Annotated in this window: 21 protein-coding genes; 20 read left to right on the forward strand and 1 reads right to left on the reverse strand. The window is 36.1% G+C overall.

All coding sequences use genetic code 11. The annotated features are described in order from the left end of the window. Positions 1–45 precede the first annotated feature (45 nt). The 11 genes from BK577_RS13430 to BK577_RS13480 all read left to right on the forward strand — a co-directional run bounded on the left by BK577_RS13430 (position 46) and on the right by BK577_RS13480 (position 13,862). Positions 46–807 carry an ABC transporter ATP-binding protein gene (locus BK577_RS13430; RefSeq protein WP_078433251.1) on the forward strand — a complete coding sequence of 254 codons (762 nt, stop codon included), beginning with the start codon at positions 46–48 and terminating at the stop codon, positions 805–807. A 10-nt stretch (positions 808–817) separates the two neighbouring features. Then, positions 818–3,154, forward strand: a complete 2,337-nt coding sequence (locus tag BK577_RS13435; RefSeq protein WP_245823511.1) for an ABC transporter permease — start codon at positions 818–820, stop codon at positions 3,152–3,154. A 132-nt stretch (positions 3,155–3,286) separates the two neighbouring features. Then, on the forward strand, positions 3,287–4,915 hold the full coding sequence (gene nikA / locus BK577_RS13440) for a nickel ABC transporter substrate-binding protein (RefSeq protein ID WP_078433252.1): 1,629 nt from the start codon (positions 3,287–3,289) through the stop codon (positions 4,913–4,915). A 17-nt stretch (positions 4,916–4,932) separates the two neighbouring features. Then, the gene (nikB, locus tag BK577_RS13445) at positions 4,933–5,874 is read left to right on the forward strand and encodes a nickel ABC transporter permease subunit NikB (protein WP_078433253.1); all 942 of its coding nucleotides are present in this window, start codon (positions 4,933–4,935) and stop codon (positions 5,872–5,874) included. Then, positions 5,874–6,707, forward strand: a complete 834-nt coding sequence (gene nikC / locus BK577_RS13450) for a nickel ABC transporter permease subunit NikC (RefSeq protein ID WP_078433254.1) — start codon at positions 5,874–5,876, stop codon at positions 6,705–6,707. The genes nikB and nikC overlap by 1 nt, the downstream gene beginning before the upstream one ends. Positions 6,708–6,723: 16 nt before the next feature. Then, positions 6,724–7,554 carry a nickel import ATP-binding protein NikD gene (nikD, locus tag BK577_RS13455; RefSeq protein ID WP_026562235.1) on the forward strand — a complete coding sequence of 277 codons (831 nt, stop codon included), beginning with the start codon at positions 6,724–6,726 and terminating at the stop codon, positions 7,552–7,554. A 24-nt stretch (positions 7,555–7,578) separates the two neighbouring features. Continuing rightward, positions 7,579–8,397: a nickel import ATP-binding protein NikE gene (nikE, locus tag BK577_RS13460; RefSeq protein ID WP_078433255.1), complete on the forward strand. Its 819-nt coding sequence runs from the start codon at positions 7,579–7,581 to the stop codon at positions 8,395–8,397. A gap of 236 nt (positions 8,398–8,633) precedes the next feature. Continuing rightward, the gene (locus tag BK577_RS13465) at positions 8,634–9,413 is read left to right on the forward strand and encodes a MerR family transcriptional regulator (RefSeq protein ID WP_169908238.1); all 780 of its coding nucleotides are present in this window, start codon (positions 8,634–8,636) and stop codon (positions 9,411–9,413) included. Then, on the forward strand, positions 9,391–11,163 hold the full coding sequence (locus BK577_RS13470) for an ABC transporter ATP-binding protein (protein ID WP_078433575.1): 1,773 nt from the start codon (positions 9,391–9,393) through the stop codon (positions 11,161–11,163). Before BK577_RS13465 ends, BK577_RS13470 begins: the two co-directional genes overlap by 23 nt. A 153-nt stretch (positions 11,164–11,316) precedes the next feature. Continuing rightward, positions 11,317–12,024: a M48 family metallopeptidase gene (locus BK577_RS13475; RefSeq protein WP_078433257.1), complete on the forward strand. Its 708-nt coding sequence runs from the start codon at positions 11,317–11,319 to the stop codon at positions 12,022–12,024. Positions 12,025–12,344: 320 nt separating this feature from the next. Then, complete coding sequence (locus tag BK577_RS13480) at positions 12,345–13,862, forward strand: glycine betaine uptake BCCT transporter (RefSeq protein WP_078433258.1); 1,518 nt, start codon at positions 12,345–12,347, stop codon at positions 13,860–13,862. Between the two features lie 58 nt (positions 13,863–13,920). On the opposite strand, the gene BK577_RS13485 is transcribed toward BK577_RS13480, so the two are convergent. Continuing rightward, positions 13,921–15,414 carry a peptide MFS transporter gene (locus BK577_RS13485; protein ID WP_078433259.1) on the reverse strand — a complete coding sequence of 498 codons (1,494 nt, stop codon included), beginning with the start codon at positions 15,412–15,414 and terminating at the stop codon, positions 13,921–13,923. 253 nt (positions 15,415–15,667) lie between these two features. Between BK577_RS13485 and BK577_RS13490 the strand changes: the two genes are divergently transcribed. From BK577_RS13490 to BK577_RS13530, 9 genes are all read left to right on the forward strand, one after another. Next, on the forward strand, positions 15,668–16,321 hold the full coding sequence (locus BK577_RS13490; RefSeq protein WP_078433260.1) for a hypothetical protein: 654 nt from the start codon (positions 15,668–15,670) through the stop codon (positions 16,319–16,321). After that, entirely contained in the window at positions 16,321–18,024 is a 1,704-nt protein-coding gene (locus tag BK577_RS13495; RefSeq protein WP_078433261.1) for a GMC family oxidoreductase N-terminal domain-containing protein, read from the forward strand. Before BK577_RS13490 ends, BK577_RS13495 begins: the two co-directional genes overlap by 1 nt. Positions 18,025–18,096: 72 nt before the next feature. Continuing rightward, positions 18,097–18,624: a DUF3231 family protein gene (locus tag BK577_RS13500; RefSeq protein WP_078433262.1), complete on the forward strand. Its 528-nt coding sequence runs from the start codon at positions 18,097–18,099 to the stop codon at positions 18,622–18,624. Between the two features lie 312 nt (positions 18,625–18,936). Beyond that, entirely contained in the window at positions 18,937–19,836 is a 900-nt protein-coding gene (locus BK577_RS13505; RefSeq protein WP_078433263.1) for a polyprenyl synthetase family protein, read from the forward strand. A gap of 1 nt (position 19,837) precedes the next feature. Beyond that, positions 19,838–20,008: a competence pheromone ComX gene (gene comX / locus BK577_RS13510; RefSeq protein ID WP_078433264.1), complete on the forward strand. Its 171-nt coding sequence runs from the start codon at positions 19,838–19,840 to the stop codon at positions 20,006–20,008. Positions 20,009–20,088: 80 nt separating this feature from the next. Next, positions 20,089–22,212 carry an ATP-binding protein gene (locus BK577_RS13515; protein ID WP_139367305.1) on the forward strand — a complete coding sequence of 708 codons (2,124 nt, stop codon included), beginning with the start codon at positions 20,089–20,091 and terminating at the stop codon, positions 22,210–22,212. Between the two features lie 16 nt (positions 22,213–22,228). Continuing rightward, positions 22,229–22,873, forward strand: a complete 645-nt coding sequence (locus BK577_RS13520) for a response regulator transcription factor (protein ID WP_078433266.1) — start codon at positions 22,229–22,231, stop codon at positions 22,871–22,873. A gap of 194 nt (positions 22,874–23,067) precedes the next feature. Continuing rightward, complete coding sequence (locus tag BK577_RS13525; protein ID WP_078433267.1) at positions 23,068–23,727, forward strand: YIP1 family protein; 660 nt, start codon at positions 23,068–23,070, stop codon at positions 23,725–23,727. 59 nt (positions 23,728–23,786) lie between these two features. Then, a complete protein-coding gene (locus BK577_RS13530; protein WP_078433268.1) occupies positions 23,787–24,140 on the forward strand; it encodes an uberolysin/carnocyclin family circular bacteriocin in 354 nt (117 codons plus the stop codon). The last annotated feature ends 38 nt before the right edge of the window (positions 24,141–24,178 follow it).

Consider the following 24,178-nt stretch of genomic DNA (forward strand, 5'->3'; position numbering starts at 1 on the left):
AATGACCTAAGAAATAATGATACAAAGGGAGATGTCAACAAAACTATGACAAAAACAGTGATTCAAACGGAGAAGTTGTGTAAAACCTTTTCTAGCGGGGGAATGCAGCAGCATGTTTTAAAAAACTTAGATATAAGTTTAGTAGAAGGGGATTTTACCATCATAATGGGTAGTTCCGGATCAGGAAAAACCACACTCCTTTACGCAATAAGTGGTATGGATAAACCAACATTAGGTGAAATCAATTTTGCAGGTAAAAATATCTCTAAGTTAAACAATGACCAATTAGCGGTATTCAGAAGAAACAATTGTGGGTTTGTTTTCCAACAAATTTATTTGCTGGACAATATGAGTGTACTCGATAATGTACTGACAAGTGGTCTTTTAGTTCATAAACATAAGCGGGAACTTGTTAAAAAAGCAAAAGAACTATTACATCAAGTAGAAATTAATGAAAACTCATGGTCGAAATTTCCAACTCAGCTTTCCGGAGGAGAGGCACAACGGGTTGGGGTTATTAGAGCGATCATTAACAACCCGAGAGTATTATTTGCAGATGAACCAACTGGTGCATTAAACTCTGCATCTAGCGACAGTGTTTTAGATGTATTTACGAATGTAAATCGTCATGGACAAAGTATTGTCTTGGTAACCCATGATATAAAAACAGCTTTGCGAGGAAATCGAGTTCTATATTTGAAAGATGGCGTCATTTGCGGTGACCTGCATCTCGGTCTGTACAGTGAGAATGAGAATTTTGAGCGCCATGAAAAGCTTAAACATTTCCTTGCAGAAAAGGGGTGGTAGTTTGAAAATCATGAATCTAGCTATGGCGAATATTAGAAAGAGTAAATCTGCGACGGCTTCTTTATTTTTATTTATATTAATTGCTTCGCTTTTACTAAATATAGGCCTGATGGTTATTACACAATTAAACACATTTTTTGATCATAAAAATGACCAATTAAATGATTCGCATGTCACGTTTGTCATGGATCAAGAAAGTTACCAGCCGGCATATGGTGACTTTCTAGCGAACTATCCCGGGGTAACAGATTCGGAAATAGAAGATATTATCTATATGGACATTGCTAATTTTAAATTTGGTAATGGTGAATTATCTAGTAGTGCTATTTTTTATAATGCAGATGATAACCGTGACGTTGGTTCGTTAAAGTTGATTGAAAAGGTTAATACAGCAAGTGCCCATGATATTTTTGTTCCGTACAGCTTTCAAACGAATGGGGGGTATGAATTAGGTGATCGCATCACCTTCACATATCGGGAACAAGTCTATGAATATAGAATTTCCGGATTCTTTGAAACCACAATGATGGGCACAAATAACATAGATATTATGAAATTTATGTTGCCAGAAATCTCATATCAAAAATTAGAGAATGAACTAGATAATCAATCAAAAGCGTTGAGCATATCTGCAATCATGGAAGATAAAATGCAATCTTCCAAGTTAAATAATGATTTTATAAAGGAAGTTCAGCAATCTCAATTAGATAAACCGGCTTCTTATATTTTGGGATTAGATATCGAGTTAGTGAAAAATGTAAGTACGTTGACTATTAACTTCATCGCTACAATATTAGTAGCTTTTGCAGCCATTATTGTGCTTGTATCCCTGATCGTCATTCGATTCCGTGTTTCAAATAGCATAGAAGATGGGATGGGAAATATAGGAGTTCTTAAAGCGGTTGGTTATACAAGCCGGCAAATTCTCTCATCTATTATTCTGCAGTTTATTTTAATTGTTATTTGTGGAAGTGTGGCAGGGATTATGTTGTCATATGTACTAATGCCATTCTTCGGAGGTATTATTTCATCCTTATCCGGCTTAATATGGAATCAAAGATTTGATATCATCATCAATCTAGTCAGTATTATCCTTATCGTTTTTTGTGTTGTGATCGTTACATTACTATCTGCCTTTCGCGTACGGAGGATTTTACCAGTTGCGGCGCTTCGTGGAGGTATTCAAACGCATAATTTCAGAAAAAATTATTTTCCTTTGGAGAAAGCAAGAGGCGGTCTTCATTTCTTACTTGCTATGAAATCGATGCTAGCAAATATAAAACAAAATATGATGATTCTATTCATTATTATTTCGATAACTTTTGCGGCTGTCTTTTCTACAGTTCTGTATTACAACATTGCTTCAGACAAAACTGCATTTATTAACTTATTTGGATCTGAACCGGGAAATGTGTTCATCACCGTTAAACAAAATGCAGATACAAGAAAACTCTTAAAGGATATTGAAAAAATGGATCGTGTACGGAAGGTAAATATCTTCGATTTAATCGAAACAAAAATTGATGATCAAACAGTATATACAAATGTTACAGATCTATATAGTCGATTAGAAAATAACATTGTCTTTGAAGGGCGGCAACCTGAGCATGAAAATGAAATTTCGATATCTTGGGTTGTATCTAGTCGAATCAATAAAGGAATTGGTGATACAGTTGAAGTAGAATATGGGAATAAAACAAGTAGGTACTTGGTAACTGGCCTAAGTCAATCAATTGGGAATTTGGGGCAGGTAGCCGGAATCACAATGGAAGGAATACAGCAATTACATTCAGATTATAATGGTACGTCCCTTTATGTATATTTAGATGGTATATCAAACAAAGATTTTATTAAACTTGTCCAAGAACAGTACGGGGAATCTATTGTTGAAACAATGGATATTGATGAAAATATAAGGAGTCAAACAGGTATGTATACAGCTGCAGTCTTTGCTGTGATGCTGATGGTTCTAGCAATTACTGTTCTAGTCGTCGTAATGATTCTGTATTTAGTTATCAAAACAATGATTATTAAGCGGAAGAAGGAGTTTGGGGTAATGAAAGCGATCGGTTATTCAACAATTCAACTAATGAATCAAATCTCGATTAGTTTTCTTCCTGTGATAATGTCGGGTGTTGTAGTTGGTGGTGTGCTTGGTTACTTTTTTACTAACCCTATGCTCTCTTTATTACTATCAAATGCAGGTGTTAAACGGTTGGATTTTATTATTCATCTACCAATTATTCTAATGCCTTGTGTAGGCATCCTTATTTTAGCCTATATTGTCTCGATGCTCGTCTCTCGGAGAATAAAGAGGATTTCTGCCTATGGGTTAATTACAGAATAGATTAAATGGTGATTTATGGTTATTAAATATAGTTTGGTGAATTTAATGAATAATTTGAAATAATATTGACATTAACATGTTTAAACTTTATATTGACAATAGTTCTCATTATCAATTAAAGGAGCAAGTTAAATGTCAAACATATTAAATAAAAAACAACCTTTATTTACCTTTGTAATAGTGTTTATTCTATCCCTATCTTTACTAGGATGTTCAAGCGAATCAATAAATAATTCGGGAGATTCTTCAAGTGAAAGTGAAAATATGCTTACTTTTGCTTGGCCTAGAGATAGCGGTGATTTAAATCCACACCTTTATAATCCATCTCAATTATTTGCTCAATCTATGGTATTTGAACCATTAGTTAGTTATCAGGAAGATGGTGAGTTAAAGCCTCATTTGGCTGAATCGTGGGAAATTTCTGATGATGGAAGAGAATATATTTTTAACTTGCGTCAAAATGTGAAGTTTTCTGATGGCACAGTTTTTAATGCTCAAGTTGTGAAGAAGAACTTTGATGCTATTTTAAATAATATAGATTTACACAGTTGGTTAGGATTTATTCCGAAGGTTGCTCAAACAGAGGTAGTAGATGAGTATACATTTAAATTAACATTAACAGAATCTTATTATCCTACTATTCAGGAGTTAGCTGTTGTTCGGCCAGTTCGATTTCTAGGAGAAGCAGGTTTCCCTGAAGATGGAGACACATCTAAGGGAATAACAACACCGGTCGGAACAGGACCATGGGTATTGGATGAATATAAAGTAGATGAATATGCTATTTTTAAACGTAATGAAAATTATTGGGGTGAACTACCAAGCGAAGAGAAGATCAAAGTAAAAGTCATTCCAGATGCTGAAACACGCGTACTTGCTTTTGAAAAAGGCGAGTTAGATCTTGTATATGGTGAGGGTGTAATCAGTTTAGATTCCTTTAAACAACTAGAATCTACAGGTTCCTATGAAACTAGTATTTCTGAACCAATTGCTACTAGACAATTAGTTATGAATACGAATAAGGAACAACTATCTGATATACGTGTTCGTCAAGCATTACATTATGGGTTTAATAAAGAGGCAATGGTCGAGGGAGTGACATCTGGATTAGAAGAGAAGGCTGACTATATTTTACCTACTAACTTCCCTTACACTTCAAATGTCAGGGCAACCACGGTTAATTACGATAGTGAAAAAGCGAAACAATTATTAGATGAAGCAGGCTGGAAGTTACCTAAAGGAAAAGATATTCGTGAAAAAGATGGGCAACCACTTGAAATTGAATTAATGTATAACTCGGCTGAATCAATTCAAAAAACAATGGCAGAAACTTTACAATCTGAGTGGGCGGGGATAGGTGTAAAATTAAATATTGCCGGAGTAGAGCTCACGACTCAAGTAGAAAGATTTAAAGCGAATGAGTTTGATATGAATTTCTTTAGCAATTATGGCGCTCCATATGATCCACATACTTTTGTAAATATCGTTGCAACAGAGGGGTTTGGATTTAGGGAATCTATTTCGGCTTATCCGAATAAAGAGGAGTTACTGACCCAAATAGCTGAAGTTCAACAAACCACCGATGAAAATGAGCGTCAAATCCTTTACACAGAAATATTGGGTTCACTACAAGAACAAGGGGCAATCGTACCAATCTCTTATATTAAACAAGTAGCAATCTATCAAAAGAATGTTTCTAATTTCACATTCCCTGCTAATCGAGATGAACATCCATTCACAGGTATTAGTATTGAGAAGTAAGCGTTAGGAGATTTATTATGGGCACTTATATCCTGAAAAGAATTATAACAATCATTCCTATATTCCTTTTAGCTACTTTATTAACATTTGGTATGATTCACTTATCACCGGTGGATCCCGCTGAAGCATACTTAACTGCTGCGCATATCCAACCAACAGAAGAAATACTTGCCCAAAAAAGACATGAGTTTGGCTTAGATCGGCCTCTTCTAGTTCAATATATGAACTCCATTGTAAAGATTAGCCAACTTGATTTTGGAACCTCTTTTGTATCAAATAAACCCGTATGGGAAGAGGTTTCTTCTCGAATACCAGCGACCATTCAATTAACTATAGGCAGCATCATTATCGCGATCTTAGTTAGTGTTCCTCTTGGATTTTTAGCGGGTATCAAAAAGAACAGTGGAATCGACCATTTCAGTCGATTCCTCTCATTTTTAGGGGCTTCCATCCCTTCTTTTTGGCTTGGATATTTATTGATTTTTTTCTTTTCTGTAAAGCTTGATCTTTTTCCAGTTGAAGGGATTGGAACATGGAAACATTTGATTTTACCTTCCATCACGTTGGCATTACCTTTAATTGCTTTATATACCCGGCTGTTACGTGCAAGTGTTCTTGAAAACTTACAAGAACCATATGTGCTTTTTGCACGGACGAGAGGAATTCATGAAAGAGTAATAATGGGAAAGCATGTGTTAAGAATGGCCATTTCTCCTATGATTACAGGACTTGGAATGAATATAGGTAAACTAATGACTGGAGCAATTATTGTAGAGGCAGTCTTTTCCTGGCCGGGATTTGGCCGTTATTTCATTGAGGCTACATTTAATCGTGATGTTCCTGTTATTCAATGCTATGTGCTATTGGCAGCCGGGTTATTCTTAATAAGTAATTTGGTTGTAGATATTATCCAAATGTATATTGACCCACGTATTTCGAGAAAAGGAAGGCAACACTAATGATTGCGAAGTTACGGGATAATTTAAAAAGTAAAAAAACGATTGTTATTTGTTCTCTTATCATGCTTGTGTTATTTTTTATCACACTCTTTGCTCCCTGGCTTGCACCTAATGATCCCATCGCTGTTAATTTAGCTCATAAACTTCAGCCGCCTTCTTTGAATTACCCTTTAGGAACAGATCACTTAGGTCGATGTACGTTATCCCGTATTTTATACGGAGCTCGGATTTCGCTTGGATTTGCTACATTGATATTTATTTCCTCATTAAGTATCGGTTTAGTCGTTGGGATCAATGCTGGGTTCAAAGGTGGTTGGGTGGACCAGTTATTGATGAGGTTGGGCGATGGTGTGATGGCATTTCCAAGTCTTTTGCTAGTACTTGGGTTAGTCGGTATTTGGGGAGCGGGTCTTAAACAAGTGGTATTAGCATTAATTCTCGTCCAATGGGTCTATTATGCAAGGGTAATTCGAGGAATTGTCTTAAGCCTTAAAGAACAAAATTATATTGCTGCAGCCAAAATAAGTGGTTCTTCTCAATGGACGATTATGAAGAAACATATTATTCCAAATGTACTTCCACCGATAGCTGTAATGGGAACATTGGAAATGGGATGGGCTATTATGGATTTATCTTCTCTGTCATTTCTGGGGTTAGGTGTGCAACCACCTACACCGGAGTGGGGGGCAATGATTCATGAAGGGAAGTCATATATAAGAACGAATCCTACCTTAATGATTTATCCGGGCTTAATGATCTTGTTAGTGGTCGTTACCTTTAATTTATTAGGAGAAGCCCTATCAGAACGATTTGGAATTAAACGTCGTCAGTAAAAAGGATTGTTGAATAATGGAGATAAATAATTCAGATATTCTACATGTAAAAGACTTACATGTAAAAGTAAGAACCGCGGATGGTGTAGTAACACTTGTTCAAGATATAAATTTCGAAATGAAAAGAGGACATATTCTTGGTCTTGTTGGGGAAAGTGGTAGTGGAAAAACTGTTACTAGCATGTCAATTTTACAGTTGCACGATAGAAAAAACATGAATATCGAAGGAAGTATTACACTACAAGGTAAGGAATTGAATGGATTAGGTAATAAAGAAATGCAAAAAATACGAGGGAAGGATATTGCCTTTATTATGCAAAATCCGATGAATTCTTTTACTCCCGTTTTTACAATTGGCCAACAGTTTGTTGAAACGATTCAAACTCACACCTCATTAAAGAAAAAACAGGCTAAGGAGCTTGTTATTGATGTGATGAAGCGAGTCAATTTGCCTGATCCTGATAGATTATTAAAAAGTTATCCTTTCCAATTGAGTGGTGGGATGCTCCAAAGAGTGATGATTGCTATGGCTGCGTGCTTACATCCTTCTCTTATTATTGCTGATGAGCCGACTACAGCACTCGATCCTCATAACCAATTAATCGTCCTTCGGCTATTAGATAAAATTCGATCTGAATATGGAACATCTATTTTACTCATTTCTCATGACCTTGGAGTTATTTCTGAAATGGCAGATGATGTAATTGTAATGAAACATGGAAGAATAGTAGAGAGTGCCAATGTGATTGAATTATTTGATAACCCACAGCATGAATATACAAAAAAGCTGTTAAGAACAAGGCCGACCTTATACTTACAAAAACATCCTTATACCTATATGGTGTGATTACGAATTCAAGGAGGGATAACAATGAGCTTATTAGATGTAAAGCAAATAAATCATAGCTATCATTCTAACAGGTTTTTTAAATGGAGAGAAGCATCAAAAAAAGCGCTTGTTGATATTTCCTTTTCTATTGAAGAAGGATCATGTTTAGGATTACTTGGTACAAGTGGTGCGGGGAAAAGTACTTTAGGAAAAGTAATACTTGGCATGCAACGTCCAGAGCAAGGTCAGGTGTTGTTTCAAGGGCATGATATTTATAAGATGGATAAGCTTACTCGTCAAAAACTACGTCGAGATCTTCAAGTTGTTTTTCAAGATTCCTATTCCTCAGTTAATCCCCGGATGACAGCTGAACGAATAATAAGCGAGCCGTTAGAGAACTATGAAAAGCTGACCATAGGAGAGCGAAAGAGAAGAGTTGGAGAGTTAATGGAAAGAGTTGGCCTAAGTGAAAGGGATATGAAAAAATACCCACATCAATTTAGCGGTGGTCAATTACAAAGGATTAATATTGCCAGAGCAATCGCTCTTAAGCCAAAGTTAATCGTCCTGGACGAATCAGTTAGTAGCCTGGATATGGTTACACAAAGCTTAATCTTAGAATTGTTAAAAGAACTAAAAGAAGATTTTGGATTATCTTATTTATTTATTACCCATGATATCAAGGCAGCTTTTACAATCTCAGATCGATTGGGTGTTTTAGAAAAAGGAGAGTTAATTGAACTTTATGATTCAAAAGATCAGTTTTTTTACTCGAAAAATCCCGTCGTATTACAAATGAGGGAATCAATTCTTGCTGAACACCCACGCTTCCGTTCAATTTCAAAAAGTGAAATTAAATAGGCAATAAAATTTTTAATTGTGTTGATATAGACTCTGGATTACTTAGGCCACTCCATTATGGAAGTGGTCTTTTTAAAAAGTTAACTTGTGTTCCATTTTTCATTTCATGTAGCCTTCGATGGTCCTCACATCATTTTGTTAAATAAAATTCTTTTCAAAATATTACATTTCCACTTGCTTCTCACGTTACGTAAGGTTTTATGATAAGTATAGAATCTTAAATGGAGGGATCATTCGTGACAGAGAGATACTCAATTGGCGAGTTTTCCAAGAAAACAGCTACAACGATCAGAACTTTACACTATTATGATGAACTAGGTCTACTAAAGCCTTCTTATGTAACAGAAAAGGGAAGACGCTTTTATACAAATCATGATTTCGTTAGTTTACAAAGAATCCTGACATTAAAATTTTTAGGATATTCATTGGAACAAATTAAGGAGTTTTTCCAAAAAGAAACATGGGACTTAAAGGACACTCTTTCCTTTCAAAGAAAAGAAATGATCAAAAAGAAAGAACATATTGAAAATGTGATAAAGGCATTGGATCGTGCTCTTCATGTTTTAGAAGATCGTAAGGAAATAGTCCCTTCTGTTTTTATTACACTTATTAATACTATTCAAATGGAACATGAGCAAAAGGAATGGTTAAAAGGATATATAGACGAAGAGCTTGTTGAAGTAATTTACGATGTTCCTGAGAGCAAGCAATTGGAACTGGAAAAGAAGTGGGTCGAAATATCAACTGAATTAAAAAAACTAAGTGACCTTGCTCCGGAAGATGATCGTGTTCAAGAACTCATTGGTGAGATGATGGCTCTTGTAAAAGATTTAACGGGAGATGACCTTGCTTTTGTTCAAGAAATTGCTGATAAAGAAGTAGAGGATGATACATGGCTTTTCCATTCTCCTTTCTCTAGCGAAGAGGAGGATTGGATAGCGAGTGCATTAAATGCTTATTTAAAAAGGAAAGGTGTGAATCTAAACAATGGAGATGGAACAAAAGAGTATTCCTAAAGCAGTTCATATTCGAGCTTTTTGGTCTTTAATTAAAAATTCCAAGCCGCCTGTAAAAATTTTTTGTGTGGCTGCTATTCTAAGTTTGCTTGAGACAGGAGCAGGACTAATTGTTCCTCTGTTTACAAAGTCATTGGTTGATCAGCTTTCCCAATCTACTCTAGAATTGTCCGTTATTTTTTTATTACTTTTTGCATTTATTTTGCAAACTGTCTCATCAGGCCTATCCTATTATTTTATGACCTATATAGGGGAATCAATCGTAGCTTCAATAAGAAAAAGACTCTGGAAGCATGTTCTTCATTCCCCCATCCCTTATTTTGATCAACATGAGTCGGGTGATACGATGAGCAGGATTACCCAGGATACGAACACGATCAAAACGCTCATTACACAGCACTTAATTACGTTTATATCCGGATTAATTACCATCATTGGCTCGATTATTATTCTCCTTATTATTGATTGGAAAATGACATTGATTATGCTCATCGCTGTACCAATATCCATCACAATTATCATGCCGTTGGGACAAAAAATGTATAAAGTTTCAAAGCTAACTCAAGATGAAATGGCAGGTTTTTCTGCAAATTTAGGGAGGGTTTTGTCCGATATCCGGCTTGTAAAAGCATTTCATGCAGAGAAAACAGAACAAGCAAAAGGAGATGAAAGAATAGACCATTTATTTAAATATGGATTAAAGGAGACACGAATACTTGCGGTTATTTCTCCTTTAATGTCATTTACTATGATGGTCGTACTTGTCTTATTAATTGGGTATGGGGGTGTTCGCGTAGCATCTGGAGCTTTATCGGCAGGTTCTCTTGTAGCCATTATTATTTACGTGTTTCAAATTGTTGTTCCCTTTAGTCAGATGGCTGGTTTTTTTACAGCATTTCAGAAGGCGATGGGAGGTGCGGAACGAATTCAACTCATCTTGTCGCTTGACAAAGAAACAAGTGAAGATAACCTAGTGGTCCAGAACCCCTCTCAAGATATTCATTTCAAAGATGTTTCCTTCAGCTATAAACAAGGTGGCTCTATACTGAAGCAAATGACATTATCCATTCCCACTGGAAAAACAACAGCATTTGTCGGTCCGAGTGGCAGTGGAAAAACGACATTATTTGCTTTACTGGAAAGATTTTATGTACCAAATACAGGTGAAATCTTACTTGGAGATACAAATATTAAGCAATTTAATTTGAAGTCATGGCGTAGTCAATTTAGTTATGTATCTCAGGAAAGCCCGCTCATGTCAGGGACAATTCGCGATAATATTATGTATGGTATGGAAAGAAATGTTTCAGAAAAGGAAATTGAAGCAGCGGCCGAACTCGCAAATGCATTAGAATTTATTTCCCGGCTTCCACAAGGATTTGATACAGAGGTCGGTGAGCGGGGAATCAAGCTATCAGGTGGACAACGGCAACGAATTGCGATTGCCAGAGCATTAATACGTGATCCGAAAATTTTATTATTAGATGAAGCAACATCTAATTTGGATAGCGCATCAGAGCTTCTTGTTCAAAAAGCACTTCAGCATTTAATGAAGGGGAGAACAACACTTGTCATAGCACATCGGTTATCAACTGTTGTAGACGCGGATCAAATTGTTGTTTTGGATGGTGGAAATATTACGGGTATTGGCACACATCAACAATTAGTTAAACATCATGAATTATACCAAAAGCTTGCAAAACAACAGTTACAGGATTCTGATATGGAGAACCATACAGTTGCTTTTTAAAGAACATATTTTGATATAGTTTATATCTTGGAATATCCACCTGTTCCATAGGCGATGTATACTGTGTATACTATTCACTAACGTACCTGTTGCTTTTAAAGTGACAGGTTATTTAAAAAAGACAAAAAACTAATTGTTAATACAGGTGATGACATGATACATACATACTTAGGTGAAACAATACATGTTGAGATAAAATACAAAAATCGGAAATCTATAGGTATTTCAATCGATAGCTTTGGAAAAATTGAAGTGCAGGCTCCGAAAAAGACACCTGATGAAAGAATACTCCGTACATTAGAGGAAAATTGGGATCTAATTCAGCAAAAAGTAAAAGAAAAGAGCGAAAGGATGAAGGGGCCTCAGATAAAGGTATATGAGAATGGTGAGAGCTTTCTTTATTTAGGAGAAACCTATCCAATAAATATCATTCATGATGTAAAGATAACCCAAGATCATGTTGTGTTTGAAGAAGAAAGGCTGTATGTCTATGTAAAACAGCTTGATGATGATACATATAGACAAGCTTTAAAACGATTTTACTACCAGCAGTGTAAGGTATTAGTAGAAAAGAGTGTCTCTTTTTATCAAAGTAACTTCAAAACAAAACCACGTTCTATTCGTATTACAGACAGTAAAACAACATGGGGAACCTGTGACTCAAAACTTCAATTAACATTTAATTGGAGACTTGCAATGGCGCCACGGGAGGTAATTGACTATGTAGTAGTTCATGAGATGTGTCACATGGTCCACTTAAACCACGATCGTTCCTTCTGGCGCCTGGTTGGAAAAATAATGCCTGACTATAAGGAAAAAGAAACCTGGTTGTCACTAACAAACTGGAAGATGACCGTTTAAAAGCTAAAGGAGCTTAATCCATTATGGATTGGCTCTTTTTTGTGACGTAAATGAATGATGTGAACACAAGAAAACATAGAATATGCCTATGAGCGGAAATAGGCTTCAATTTATGTTAAGGTAGTATAGGTAAATCTTTTTTGTCAACATTTTTTTGGTCCGGTAATCTATAATGTTTTATTAAGTACATAGGCTAACACCCTGGAAATCAGTGGTGATTAAGAAATCATCTCCTGATGGAAATGTTGTCGTGATTAAGGGAATAGTAATAATAAAGAAGTTTTTCTAAAGAAAAAGATTATGAAAGAAAGGAACATTCGATGAAAAAAGTATCAAACGTGTTTTGGATCACTGTTGCAATTGTTCTTGCAGCTGTAATATTTGGTGTTTCAGCACCAGAAAGTTTTGAAGAAGCTACCGGGAATCTGCAGGCTTTTCTGACATCAGCTTTTGGTTGGTATTATTTAATATTGGTTACAATTATTGTTGTGTTTTGTGTTTTTCTTATTTTCAGTCCAGTTGGAGCCATTAAACTGGGTAAGCCTGATGAAAAGCCTGAATTCTCGAAAGGCTCTTGGTTTGCTATGTTATTTAGTGCAGGAATGGGGATTGGTCTTGTATTCTGGGGAGCTGCAGAACCTCTTTCCCACTTTATGGATCCGCCGTTAGCAGAGGGTGGAACAGCTACTGCTCATAAAGAGGCGATGAGATATACCTTCTTTCACTGGGGAATCCATGCTTGGGCAATTTATGCAATTGTAGCCCTTTCGTTAGCTTACTTTCAATTCCGTAAAGGTGAGCCAGGTCTTATTTCAGCAACATTAAAACCTGTGTTAGGAAAAAGAGTGGAAGGTCCTTTAGGAACTGTTATCGACGTTCTTGCAGTCTTCGCCACTGTAGTTGGGGTTGCGACAACGTTAGGATTTGGTGCAGCGCAAATTAATGGCGGTTTATCATTACTGTGGGGAGTGCCAATTAATTTCACTGTTCAATTAATTATCGTTGTGGTTGTTACAGTCCTTTTTATGATTTCAGCTTGGTCTGGTTTGGGGAAAGGAATCAAATATTTAAGTAATGCAAACATGTTCTTAGCAATTGCCTTATTTGTTCTAATGTTTATTGCTGGTCCTACAATTCTTATCTTAAATATGTTCACTGATACATTAGGGGGATATATCCAAAATATTGTACAGATGAGTTTCCGAATCGCTCCACTTAATGAGGAACATCGCTCTTGGATTAACGGGTGGACCATATTCTATTGGGCATGGTGGATTTCATGGTCGCCGTTCGTTGGAATCTTTATTGCCCGTGTTTCAAGAGGTAGAACCATTCGAGAATTTATTATTGGTGTTTTATTACTGCCGGCACTCGTAAGTTTTATCTGGTTTGCTGTTTTTGGTACTTCAGCGATTGAAGTTCAGAATGCAGGAAATATTGATTTAACGAGTTTTGCTACAGAGGAAGTATTATTTGCGATATTTAGTGAAATGCCATGGGCAACACTTCTTTCCATCGTGGCAATAACACTTGTTTGTACATTTTTTATTACATCTGCCGACTCAGCAACATTTGTGTTGGGAATGCAAACAACGTATGGTTCTCTTACACCACCAAATTCAGTAAAACTAACATGGGGAGTTGCACAGTCAACTGTAGCATTAATTCTTTTATATAGCGGTGGTTTACAAGCTCTACAAAATTCATTAATTGCTGCAGCATTCCCGTTTTCAATTATTATTGTATTAATGATGATTTCTCTGTATCGTTCATTAACAAAAGAAAAGAAAGAACTCGGTTTATATCACAAACCAAAAACACGTAAAAAGCAAGCCTGAATGTTGAATAAAAAACAAAGGTGCAGTTCTGTTGAACTGCACCTTTTGTGTTAAAACCTTATCGAACGCCCTTCATAAACACCTGAATTTTTGGTGAAAGCAGGAATAGGATAATAGCAAGGATGATTGCTACTCCTCCAATCGTACCAAAGTAAAGGTTCTCCGTTTCAGGTGTATAGAAGCCTACAATTTGAGCATTAATAGCTTGGGCAGCTGCACTTGATAGGAACCACAAGCTCATCGTTTGAGCTGAAAAGGCATTTGGCGCTAATTTTGTCGTAGCTGAGAGTCCTACAGGTGATAAGCATAGTTCACCAAGTACGACAATGAAATAACTTAGAACAAGCCATAAGGGGCTAACTAATTCACCTTCTCCAGTTAAAGCACCTGGTACAAGAATGACAATAAAGGATAAACCGGCAAACAATAACCCAAGTGAGAATTTTTTAGGAACTGTTGGCTGACGGTCCCCAAGTTTCACCCAAAGACCAGCAAAAACCGGTGCTAAGATGATAATAAATAATGGATTTAATGATTGAAACCAAGCAGGTGAAATCGTAAATCCTAAAAACTCTAAATCTGTACGTTTATCTGCATAATGAGCAAGGATTGTGGATCCTTGTTCCTGAATCGCCCAGAACATAACAGCTGCAATAAATAACGGAATATATGCGATAATTCTTGAACGCTCAGTTGCTGTTGTTTTTGGACTGCGGTACATAACAATAAAATAAATCGTTGGGATTAAAATTCCTAAAATACCAATAAGAGCAACAAATGTATCAATAGTAAGAATACCCATTGAGATAGTAATTGCAATGATTGCTGCTAATATAACAGCACTTATTCCTATTGTGGCAAAGACTTTTTTCTTTTCAGTTGGTGATAATGGGTTTGGAACAACCGTACCAGCTAAGCCAAGGTTTTTCTTCTTAGTAAAAACAAACACTAGTAATCCGAAAAACATACCGATTGCCGCTATACCAAAACCTAAGTGGAAGTCATGCTTCATTCCGACTTCTCCAACAATTAGTGGAGCTAAGAAACCACCAAAGTTAATACCCATATAAAAGATACTAAAACCGGCATCACGGCGATTATCAGTCTCACTGTATATATCACCAACAACACTTGAAACATTTGGTTTTAATAAGCCTGTTCCTATTACTATGAGGACCATAGAAATGAAGAACATAGATAAGCTTCCAGGTATCGCTAAGGCGATATGACCTAGCATAATGAAGATTCCACCATAAAAAATGGCTTTTGATGTTCCAAATATCCGGTCAGCGAGCCATCCGCCAATAATTCCCGACATATAAACAAGGGATCCATAAATAGACATGATTGCTAAAGCGGTGCTTTCTTCAAGACCTAATCCGCCTTTTGATACTTCATAGTACATATAGAAAACGAGAATAGCTCTCATTCCATAATAAGAGAAACGCTCCCAGAACTCTGTAAAGAAAAGAGTGAATAGTCCCTTAGGATGTCCAAAAAATCCTTTTTGAGGAACACTTTCCACAATTTTCTGTTTATTTAAGTCTGACATCTTACAACCTCCTTTGTTCTACTAATATAATATATTTTATCGACTTATTTTGTCAAAAAACTGAATATTTATAAAATATGAGGAATTTTAATTATAAAGAATATTATACTAGTAAAATATGAATAGTGTTATTGAAAGCGCTGTCTCCTTTGTGGGTCAAAGTACCTGTCGCAACTTAAAACTTCCTGACATAGAAATCAAAATCATAAATAATATCTAAGATGGGGAAGGAATTTTTGAAAAGGGGTGGAGAATGGACATTGAAGAAAGTGAGAGAAGAATTAATTGTTATATAAAATCCACCTTCCAGGCTCTAGTACAGGCTATTATTCCACCAACTCCATGCTTGACAGATACATTTAGAGTTGTTTTTCATCCGGGAGCATTGGAATTCAAGGTCTATAGATATGTGATTTGGATATTGAATCATTCAATATCTTATCCTGTAAAATTGAAAATAAATGTGCAATCAATGGCTTTGTCTACTGCTGAACTGTTGGATCATGGGGCAGATCAATTGATTAATACCTGTCAAAATGTATACCCCGTAAATATTATGAGATTCCCTTATGGCGGATCGTTCTCCATGTTATCAAAGATCGACCGCTTAAGGGCACTTACTCTCATTGACAAACTTGAAATAAATACTAACTATATAAAACCTCCTTATCAGAATAATCCTGATCTCATTCGCCAAATGACTGCTGTATTAAATCAACTGACAATGTTTGGATTTTATTCAGAATGGACCGGGTACGGAACAACCAGTCAATGTCCTCCAAATCAGAGAAGGCTAGAATATTTTCCACCTGGATGGATCATGTCCAAATATCCAGGTCCAGCTTATGCGTACCGTGACTTTCGAGGCTTCTTAGCCTATATCACACATGAAAAGGAGAAAAAGTAATGGACTATCAGGATGTGATTGTCATTGGAGCAGGTGGAGGGGGAGCTGTTGTTGCAAAAGAGCTTGGAGAAAAAGGATTAAACGTACTAGTCCTGGAAGCGGGACCTTGGTACGGGAACAAAAGATGGCCAAATCCAAATGGAGCACCTGGAGATACATATAGCTCTACACCTGCTGATTTGGATGTAGTGTTGTATAAACAATTAATAGATAATAACGAAATGAACATGAATGATTTGGTTACTGGAAGATATCGTTGGGGTCCGGCTGACCGTATGCGTGCCCAGTGGTTTCGGAGTGCGAGCCAGAAGGGGATGGTTTGGCAATGTGCTGGTGTTGGAGGAACGACCCAAGTCTATACAGCCAATTGTCCCCGTGCCTATCCAATTGCAGTTGATGATAAATGGCCTCTATCCTATCGTGAACTTATTCCCTACTATGAAAATGTAGAAGCTACATTACCAGTAAATTTTGCACCTGTAACTGCCAAAGAGGAATTATTTTATTATGGAGCCAAAAAGCTCGGATTGCCAATGATCCCGACACTTGATGTGACAGTCCCGGGATATAGACCGCAGCCAAATGCCATTTTACCTCCCAACGAAAATATTAAAAATCCTATCATTTCAAACGAACAACTATCATGGATGGAGGGTTGTACACTTGCAGGCCACTGCATCAATGGCTGTTCGAACGGACCATCAGTAGAAAAAATCGCAAAACGATCAACAAATGTAAGCTATATCCCACTAGCTTTAAAAACAGGAAACGTTAGAATACGTCCTAATGCATTTGCTGTTAAGATCCTTTCTGAAAAAGATGGTGCCACTGGGCTTAGAGCGAATGGTGTAAAAATAAGGAATACATGGACAGGAGAAGAGGAAGTAGTAAGAGCAAAAATCATCGTAATGGCTTCCGGAAGTATTGAAAGTCCGCGTCTTTGGATGAATTCAGGATTACCGAAAAATACATGGGTAGGGAGAGGGTTAGTCAATCATTATATGGACTGGGTAACGGGGATTTTTAATGGAAAAGATTTACTTTCAATCATTGGAAATACAGAAATTAATCCGTTTGTTGGAAATACATGTGGAGCAAGGTTGGATTATCCAGGTTTGGGTGCATTGCAGTCAGTGGGGATGAGTCCTGGTTTAACGGCTTCTTTTTATGGAATAAGTGAATCTGGATATTCCTTCTTACATCCTCCTAAACCTGGTGATCCATGGGATGTGAAGGGAAGTCCGTTCGGGTGTGAGTTAAGTGAATGGATGGACGCCTATCCTAGATCCTTAAGTATTTTAGTATCAACAGATGATGATGTGGATCAGCGGAACGGAGTAACTGTAAATCCTCAGATTAGTGATGAAAATGGGCCTGTTCCGATCGTGAAGTATTCTCCTACTTACAAATCTGTTAAAAAACGCAGTGAGTTGATGAAATTAGCTGTTGACCTTTTACGTAAAGCAGGGGCAAAAAAAATAATATGGTCAAATTGGCCGCCTGGCATGATGATTCATATAGAGGGCACGATGAGAATAGGTTTTGTTGTTGATGAGAATTGTGAATCACTGCAAGTAAAGCGGCTATATATTGCTGATAACAGTGTCCACTTTAATGGTTTGGGTGGAGCAAATCCAACTCTTACAACACAGGCGTTAGCTGTTCGTACTGCTGAGAAACTAGTAGAAAGTTATTTTTACTAGCATTTTTCCTGATGAAATGGAAAAAATACCACCATAACAAATTATATCCGAGGATTGGTGGGAATTTTATATATGAGATTTTTTGAAGTGATTCATGATGCATTCGTACCTTTTATGGACGGAGAAAAAAGACCATTGACTGTAATGGAAGTTTCAAACCTTTGGTTTTTCCTGTTGGGCACTGAAACAACATTACGTAATGAAGAACTGGGGATTAATACGGCCCAAGACCCGGAGTTGAAAAGAATATTAAAGGATACAAAAACAACATTACATATCCCGATTAGAGATGAACTTATTGAGTTTCTTAAAAAGGAAGGTGTACCATTACCCAAATCAACTTCAGAAAAACCACTGGGAGAATTTCAGAGTATACCGGAGGGGGCAAAATTAAACGATGAAGAATTGGCGAATTTAATGTCCTATAATCTTGCTCAAGGGGTCAATTATGCAGCTAGAGGACTTTCAGAGTCAATTCGTGCAGATGTTGGATTGATTTTCTCGAAAATCATCTATAGGAAAACAATGGCCGGTTTAGTTGTCAAACAGTATTTGGATAAGAAGGAATGGCTTCGTATTCCACCTTTTTATAAAGCTTAGCTTATAGGTGATATAGGATTAGAAGAACTAAGGCTTTCACCATTAAATTGGTGATTAGTCTTAGTTCTTTTTAGAATCTTCTTGAAGTGAAAAATGATCTGTTTTTATAACCGGAATACATGATTCTTAATTTATAACTAAGTATATAGACTTTGTTTGGAAGGGAGAGTAAGGGGATATCTACTTGGTATTGCTGTTGCAATAGGTATAAGGTGTTGTTTTGGGAAAATGAGCACTAATACATAATTTGACAATTAAACCAAAAATTTTTAAACTATTTTTATAGACTTCCTTATTGAAAGATTGATAGAAATGAGACAAAAGAGAATAGTCTTCAGTCAATTATTAAAAAAGAAACAAATACTGGAACAGCTATCTTCCTTTGATATTGATCAGGTTATAGAGGATGTGAGTTCACGGTCCTTTTTCTTTAGTGATTGGATGATGACACATATGAATGGTATTACAGTGATAGACGAAAGGCATGAACAGCTTGGTGCTATCGTAGACCTTCTCGTTTTTCTGACAGATCAGTTAGATGATATTCAAGATGGTGACATACATGATGAGAAAGGTTTGATAATGAATCAGGCATTTATGCTGCTGCCACTAGCGTTGTCCTTGCTGGACGAGCTCCCGTTTTCCTTATTAACTATTAATAAAATGAAACAGATGTGTTGCAATTTGTTAGTTGATTGTGCAAACGGTCAAGCTCTTGATCTGAAGAATGGAGTCCAGAATGAAATGGACTATTGTAAGATGGTTATGCAGAAGTCTGGGGCGCTTTTTGCTCTAGCAGGCTCCATAGGTGCTATTGCTGCAGGTGTAGAAGATAATCGATTGCTAGAACAAATTAAGGACCATTCCCGTTATCTAGGTGTTGTTGCACAAATTTATAATGATATTGATGCTATCTATCAAATGACTACGAACACAGATCTTCAAAACAGACGGAGGATTCTTCCAATCCTATATATGATGCATGACTCCGATGGAGTAATCGGAAAGTATTATCGATCTGAGCTGACGTATAACGAATTAATTCAATTGAAGAATAATGTCATAAGAGAATTTGAATGTAAGGGTGCGAGGCCTTTTTGTCATTTTTATATAAAGCGTTTTGAAAAACAATATATACAAGCAGTGAAACAAAACCCCTTGTATTCTCATGACCTAACGAACTTTTTAAGTTATATTGAAAGGATGAATTAATATGCAGGAAATTATACAAACCCTAATGGAAAATCCAGATCTCATCGAGAAAATTAAAGCTGGGACAGTTCAGATGATTGGACTTACAGTAGAAGAAAATGAACTTCTAAAAGAAGTCTTTCAATCGAACTTAACCATAGACGCCTCGATAAGAAAAGCTTGGAGAAATTAAAGGGAAAAGCAGTAAGAGTCATAGGAATTGGATTCTTACTGTTTTTTATCATATATTTAAATTTCTTTAGTGTATCTACGTTGTACGTTGGGGTATTTGTCAAAGAAGAGGCTGGAACCTATAGGATCAATTATTTAGATGAAGTAGGGGCGGGTTATATAGCCGGTTTACAAATTGGAGATAAGATCGTAAGGATAGATGGTCAGGATTCATTTGGCGATTTCATTGTTAATAGAAGAGTAGAGCAAGTCTCAAGTATCACTGTGGAAAGAAATAACGAAAAGCTTGATTTTATATTTACTCACTCTTTAAAATTAATGAATCAATATATTACTTATGTATTAATGCCGTTGTTTGTTTTAATGTTGTCCGTACTTGCAATGATCATTTCAAATAGAAAATTACTTTATAGTAATAAGCATTTTGAGTTAGTTTTCTTCTTACTAACATTATCTCTATGCTTAGTGACAGCATGGCTATATGGGAAACAATTTTTATATATAAGACATATTTATACCCTGTCCCTTTTACTGTTGCCTTATCTTTATTTTAAATTAGTATTAAATATGGTAGTTGAGCAGGTAGAGGTGAGTTGGGAAAAGAAGGTACGTCAATTTTTGGGTTTTAGTACGATCGTTCTTATTATCCTCTATTACTTGGTTTTAACCTTTCTCCCTGTTTTTTCCGGACAAATCTTTTTGGTCAGTTTTTTTCTGACGATTGCGTTAGCGATTATCCTTTTACTTTTTCTAAAACATAAAGTGAAAGATACAATGTATGAGAAGAGAACACAGGTAATGTCACGTACTTTATTGGTAAGTGTTCTTCCGTTTATCAGTCTTTATTTAATTCCGGATTTAATCGTGGGAGCCTATTCGTTACCACTTGAACTGTCACTGCTATTCCTTTTGTTTATTCCGATAACACTACTGTATGTATTGGTTACCGATAACTATTACTTTGCTAATCTAACCATAAACAAGCTACTATATTATTTTTTTATTGCGATTATATTAGCATTCCTATGTATCATCGTAATTTTGGCATTTGGGTTTCATACGCTAAAGGGGTCTACTGTTGTACAATTATTTGGCAGTTTATTGATCATATCTATGGTTTTTTTATTTATAAAAGAAGTACTGGACAGAAGATTGCGAAACCGTCTTTTTTCTGACCGTACCTTTTACTTAGAGAGTTTAACGAAGTTGAATTCCCTAATCCGAACAGAAAACAATCGTGATCATATACTTAAAGTAGTGGAGTTAGAAATGAGAGACGTACTTGGTATGAAAGATGCCCACATAGAACAAATTAGAAATTCATCTGACATGGGAGCGAACCATTCTAAATCTAGTAAACAAATTAGAATTGAGATAGGTAGAGAGGGGATGACTCGCTACGAAATCGTGGGGAGAATACATGGACAGAGAAAGCTAAGTAGTATACAAAATGACTGGGTTAAAATTGTAAATTCCTATCTAACAATGAAGTTTGAGAATCTAAAGCAGATAGAAGAGGTAGTTTCTGAGTTAGAGAAACGAGTTAATCAGAAGGAGCATGATCAGTGGATCGAAAATTTGTTTTTTAATTGGGCTGAAAAGGAAAGAATGAACCTAGCTCTTGATCTTCATGACACGGTTTTACAGGACATGATTCTTCATAGAAGACAGTTGGAACGTCACCGTATAGATTTGGAAAAAGGATATGATCAGCAGTTTTATCTTTCGCAGACTAAACAGCTTGAGGAGAATGCAGAGGACATGATAGCGATAACTAGAGAGACACTTCAAGAACTCCAACCTCCTGATGAAAGGTTTAAGGATTTAAAAGAAGTGTTGGAAAGCTTTATTAGCAATAAAGTGCTACGCTCATCATACAAAATTAACTTAGTCTATCAGGTTAATGGTGACATTTCACCTCAACTTTATCGAACAATCTTTCGTCTTATCCAGGAGTTAGTAAGTAATGGAATTAAACATGCTGAAGGGACTCAGATCAATATTCAAATAGAAGAAAAGGAAGAGCATCTTTTTATTTCTTATGAAGACGACGGAAAAGGGATACAAATGGAGGAAGATTTGAATAAAGATAATCACTTTGGAATTTTTGGAATGAAACAGCGTGTTTCGGCTAGAGGTGGAACGATTCACATATCGAATAAGATAACAACTGGACTGAAGATTTATATAACTCTACCTTTATAGTAGGTGACTTGGCGGAATGACTAATGTATTAATAGTAGATGATCATATAGCAGTAGGTATTGGAACGAAAGCAATTATTAATGAGCTTGAAGCCGTAAATGTAACGCTTGCTAGTACAAAAACAGAGTTATCAAACATTTTACAAACTCAGTATTTTGATCTCGTGCTGATGGATATACATCTCCCAGGAAAGAATGGATTAGAATGGGTGAAGGAGATTAAAATAAAATCTCCGCAAACGAAAGTGATCATGTACACTGGCTTAGATGTTGAATCACATTTTAATTTATGTTTAGAAATGGGAGCAGATGGGATCGTTAGTAAAAATAGCTCAAGTGACCAGATTAAACTAGCTGTTCAGTCAGCTTTACAAGGACATATTTTAATGCCGTTAGAACTAGTTAAGAAAATAAGAGTAACACAAGTGGCGGCAAATAACGCCGTAGAAAGAGTTGTGTTAACAGAAAGAGAGCAGCATGTGCTGATTGAAGTAGCTAAGGGAACAACTAATTTTCAAATTGCAGAGATGCTGTTTTTAAGTCAACGTTCTGTCGAAAGAGAATTAAGTTCTATTTATAAAAAACTGGGAGTAGCTTCACGAATTGAAGCAGTTGAAAAGGGAGTAAAGGAAGGATTAATACCTGAAATTATAATTAAATAACTAAAAAAACTATTCTGAGACCATGCCAGAATAGTTTTTTTATTTAACGAAGAGACACCGCAAAAAAACATGGATAAGCTACATTCATAATGGCGGACAGCCGACAAATCATGTCGGTGTAGGGAGAGTGATTCCTTGGTACGATTGTTTTAGAAAATAAATGAAACAGATATGGAAAATATCCAGGAGGCCTTATGGAACAGAGTCAAGCAGGCAAATCACTCAATCTTATTTACGCTTTTATTTTTTTGCCACATGTCTTTTTAAATCATTTTTATCAAAAAACGAACAGTTATAGAAATGCTTGGATCTTATTCTTTGGTATTCAGTTTACATTGTTAGGGTTTTATCTATCAATCTTCCCATCTATTGTTCAGATGTTATCGAGAGTTTTTGAAGTAAATCAATTAGAGTATTCAGCAAACGTTGACCATTTGATTAAGACTCTATTAACCTTCTTAGGAGTCTTTCAATTTTCAGCAATGACTTTAATGAGTTTTCTTTTCTTACATATAGCTGGTGTGCTTTTCGGAGGAAATGGAACAGCGAAGAAGTTTTTTGTAACCTATATATTAGCTACGATTCCTATTGGGTTTAAATTTTTATTATTAACTGTGTTCTCTCTTTTCTTAGGAAGTGATTTTTCCTTTTCCTATATTTATTCGGAGGAAAAGGGGCCATTAGCTACCTTAATTAATCTAGTCATTGATCCATTCTTTTGGTGGTCAACCATTCTTGGTTGTATCGCTTTGAAAGAAGCTCATGGTCTTTCATTTGCCCGGTCGATTGTCATAATGGGTGGAATGTTCATCTTAGGTATTCTATCGGTTTCGTCACTTTTGCTCATCAAATAGCAAGATTTGTGAAGGACAAAAAAATTACCGATCGTACACTACTGAAAGGAGGTGATAAAATGAGCATGGTTCTTAGAACGAACAATATGATTAAAGCAATTGGTGTTATAGGATTTCTTTCATTAATAATGGCGGTCACTTATTCAATGGGTTCAACTGATGCGTCATCTGCAATGCTTTCTGTGCAGGGGATTTCAGATTCATTTGCCCTGGATTTAGCGACTAACTTAAAGATTAGTGAGAGAACAGCATATGCTGCGATTGGAGTCATTTTAGTGACATCTGATATTCTAACAGCATTAAGTTTATTAGCTGCCGTTCTTGGAGGTGTAGGTCTTATCACAGCTGGAATGGTGCAAACAGCTAAAGCGTTAGCAAAGAAAAAAGGAAAAGAATACGCTGCAAAATGGTAATCATATATGAAATTGAGGGAGGGGAAAATATATTTTTT

The sequence above is a fragment of the Metabacillus halosaccharovorans genome (assembly GCF_002019635.1).
In the GTDB taxonomy this organism is placed as follows: Bacteria; Bacillota; Bacilli; order Bacillales; family Bacillaceae; genus Metabacillus; species Metabacillus halosaccharovorans.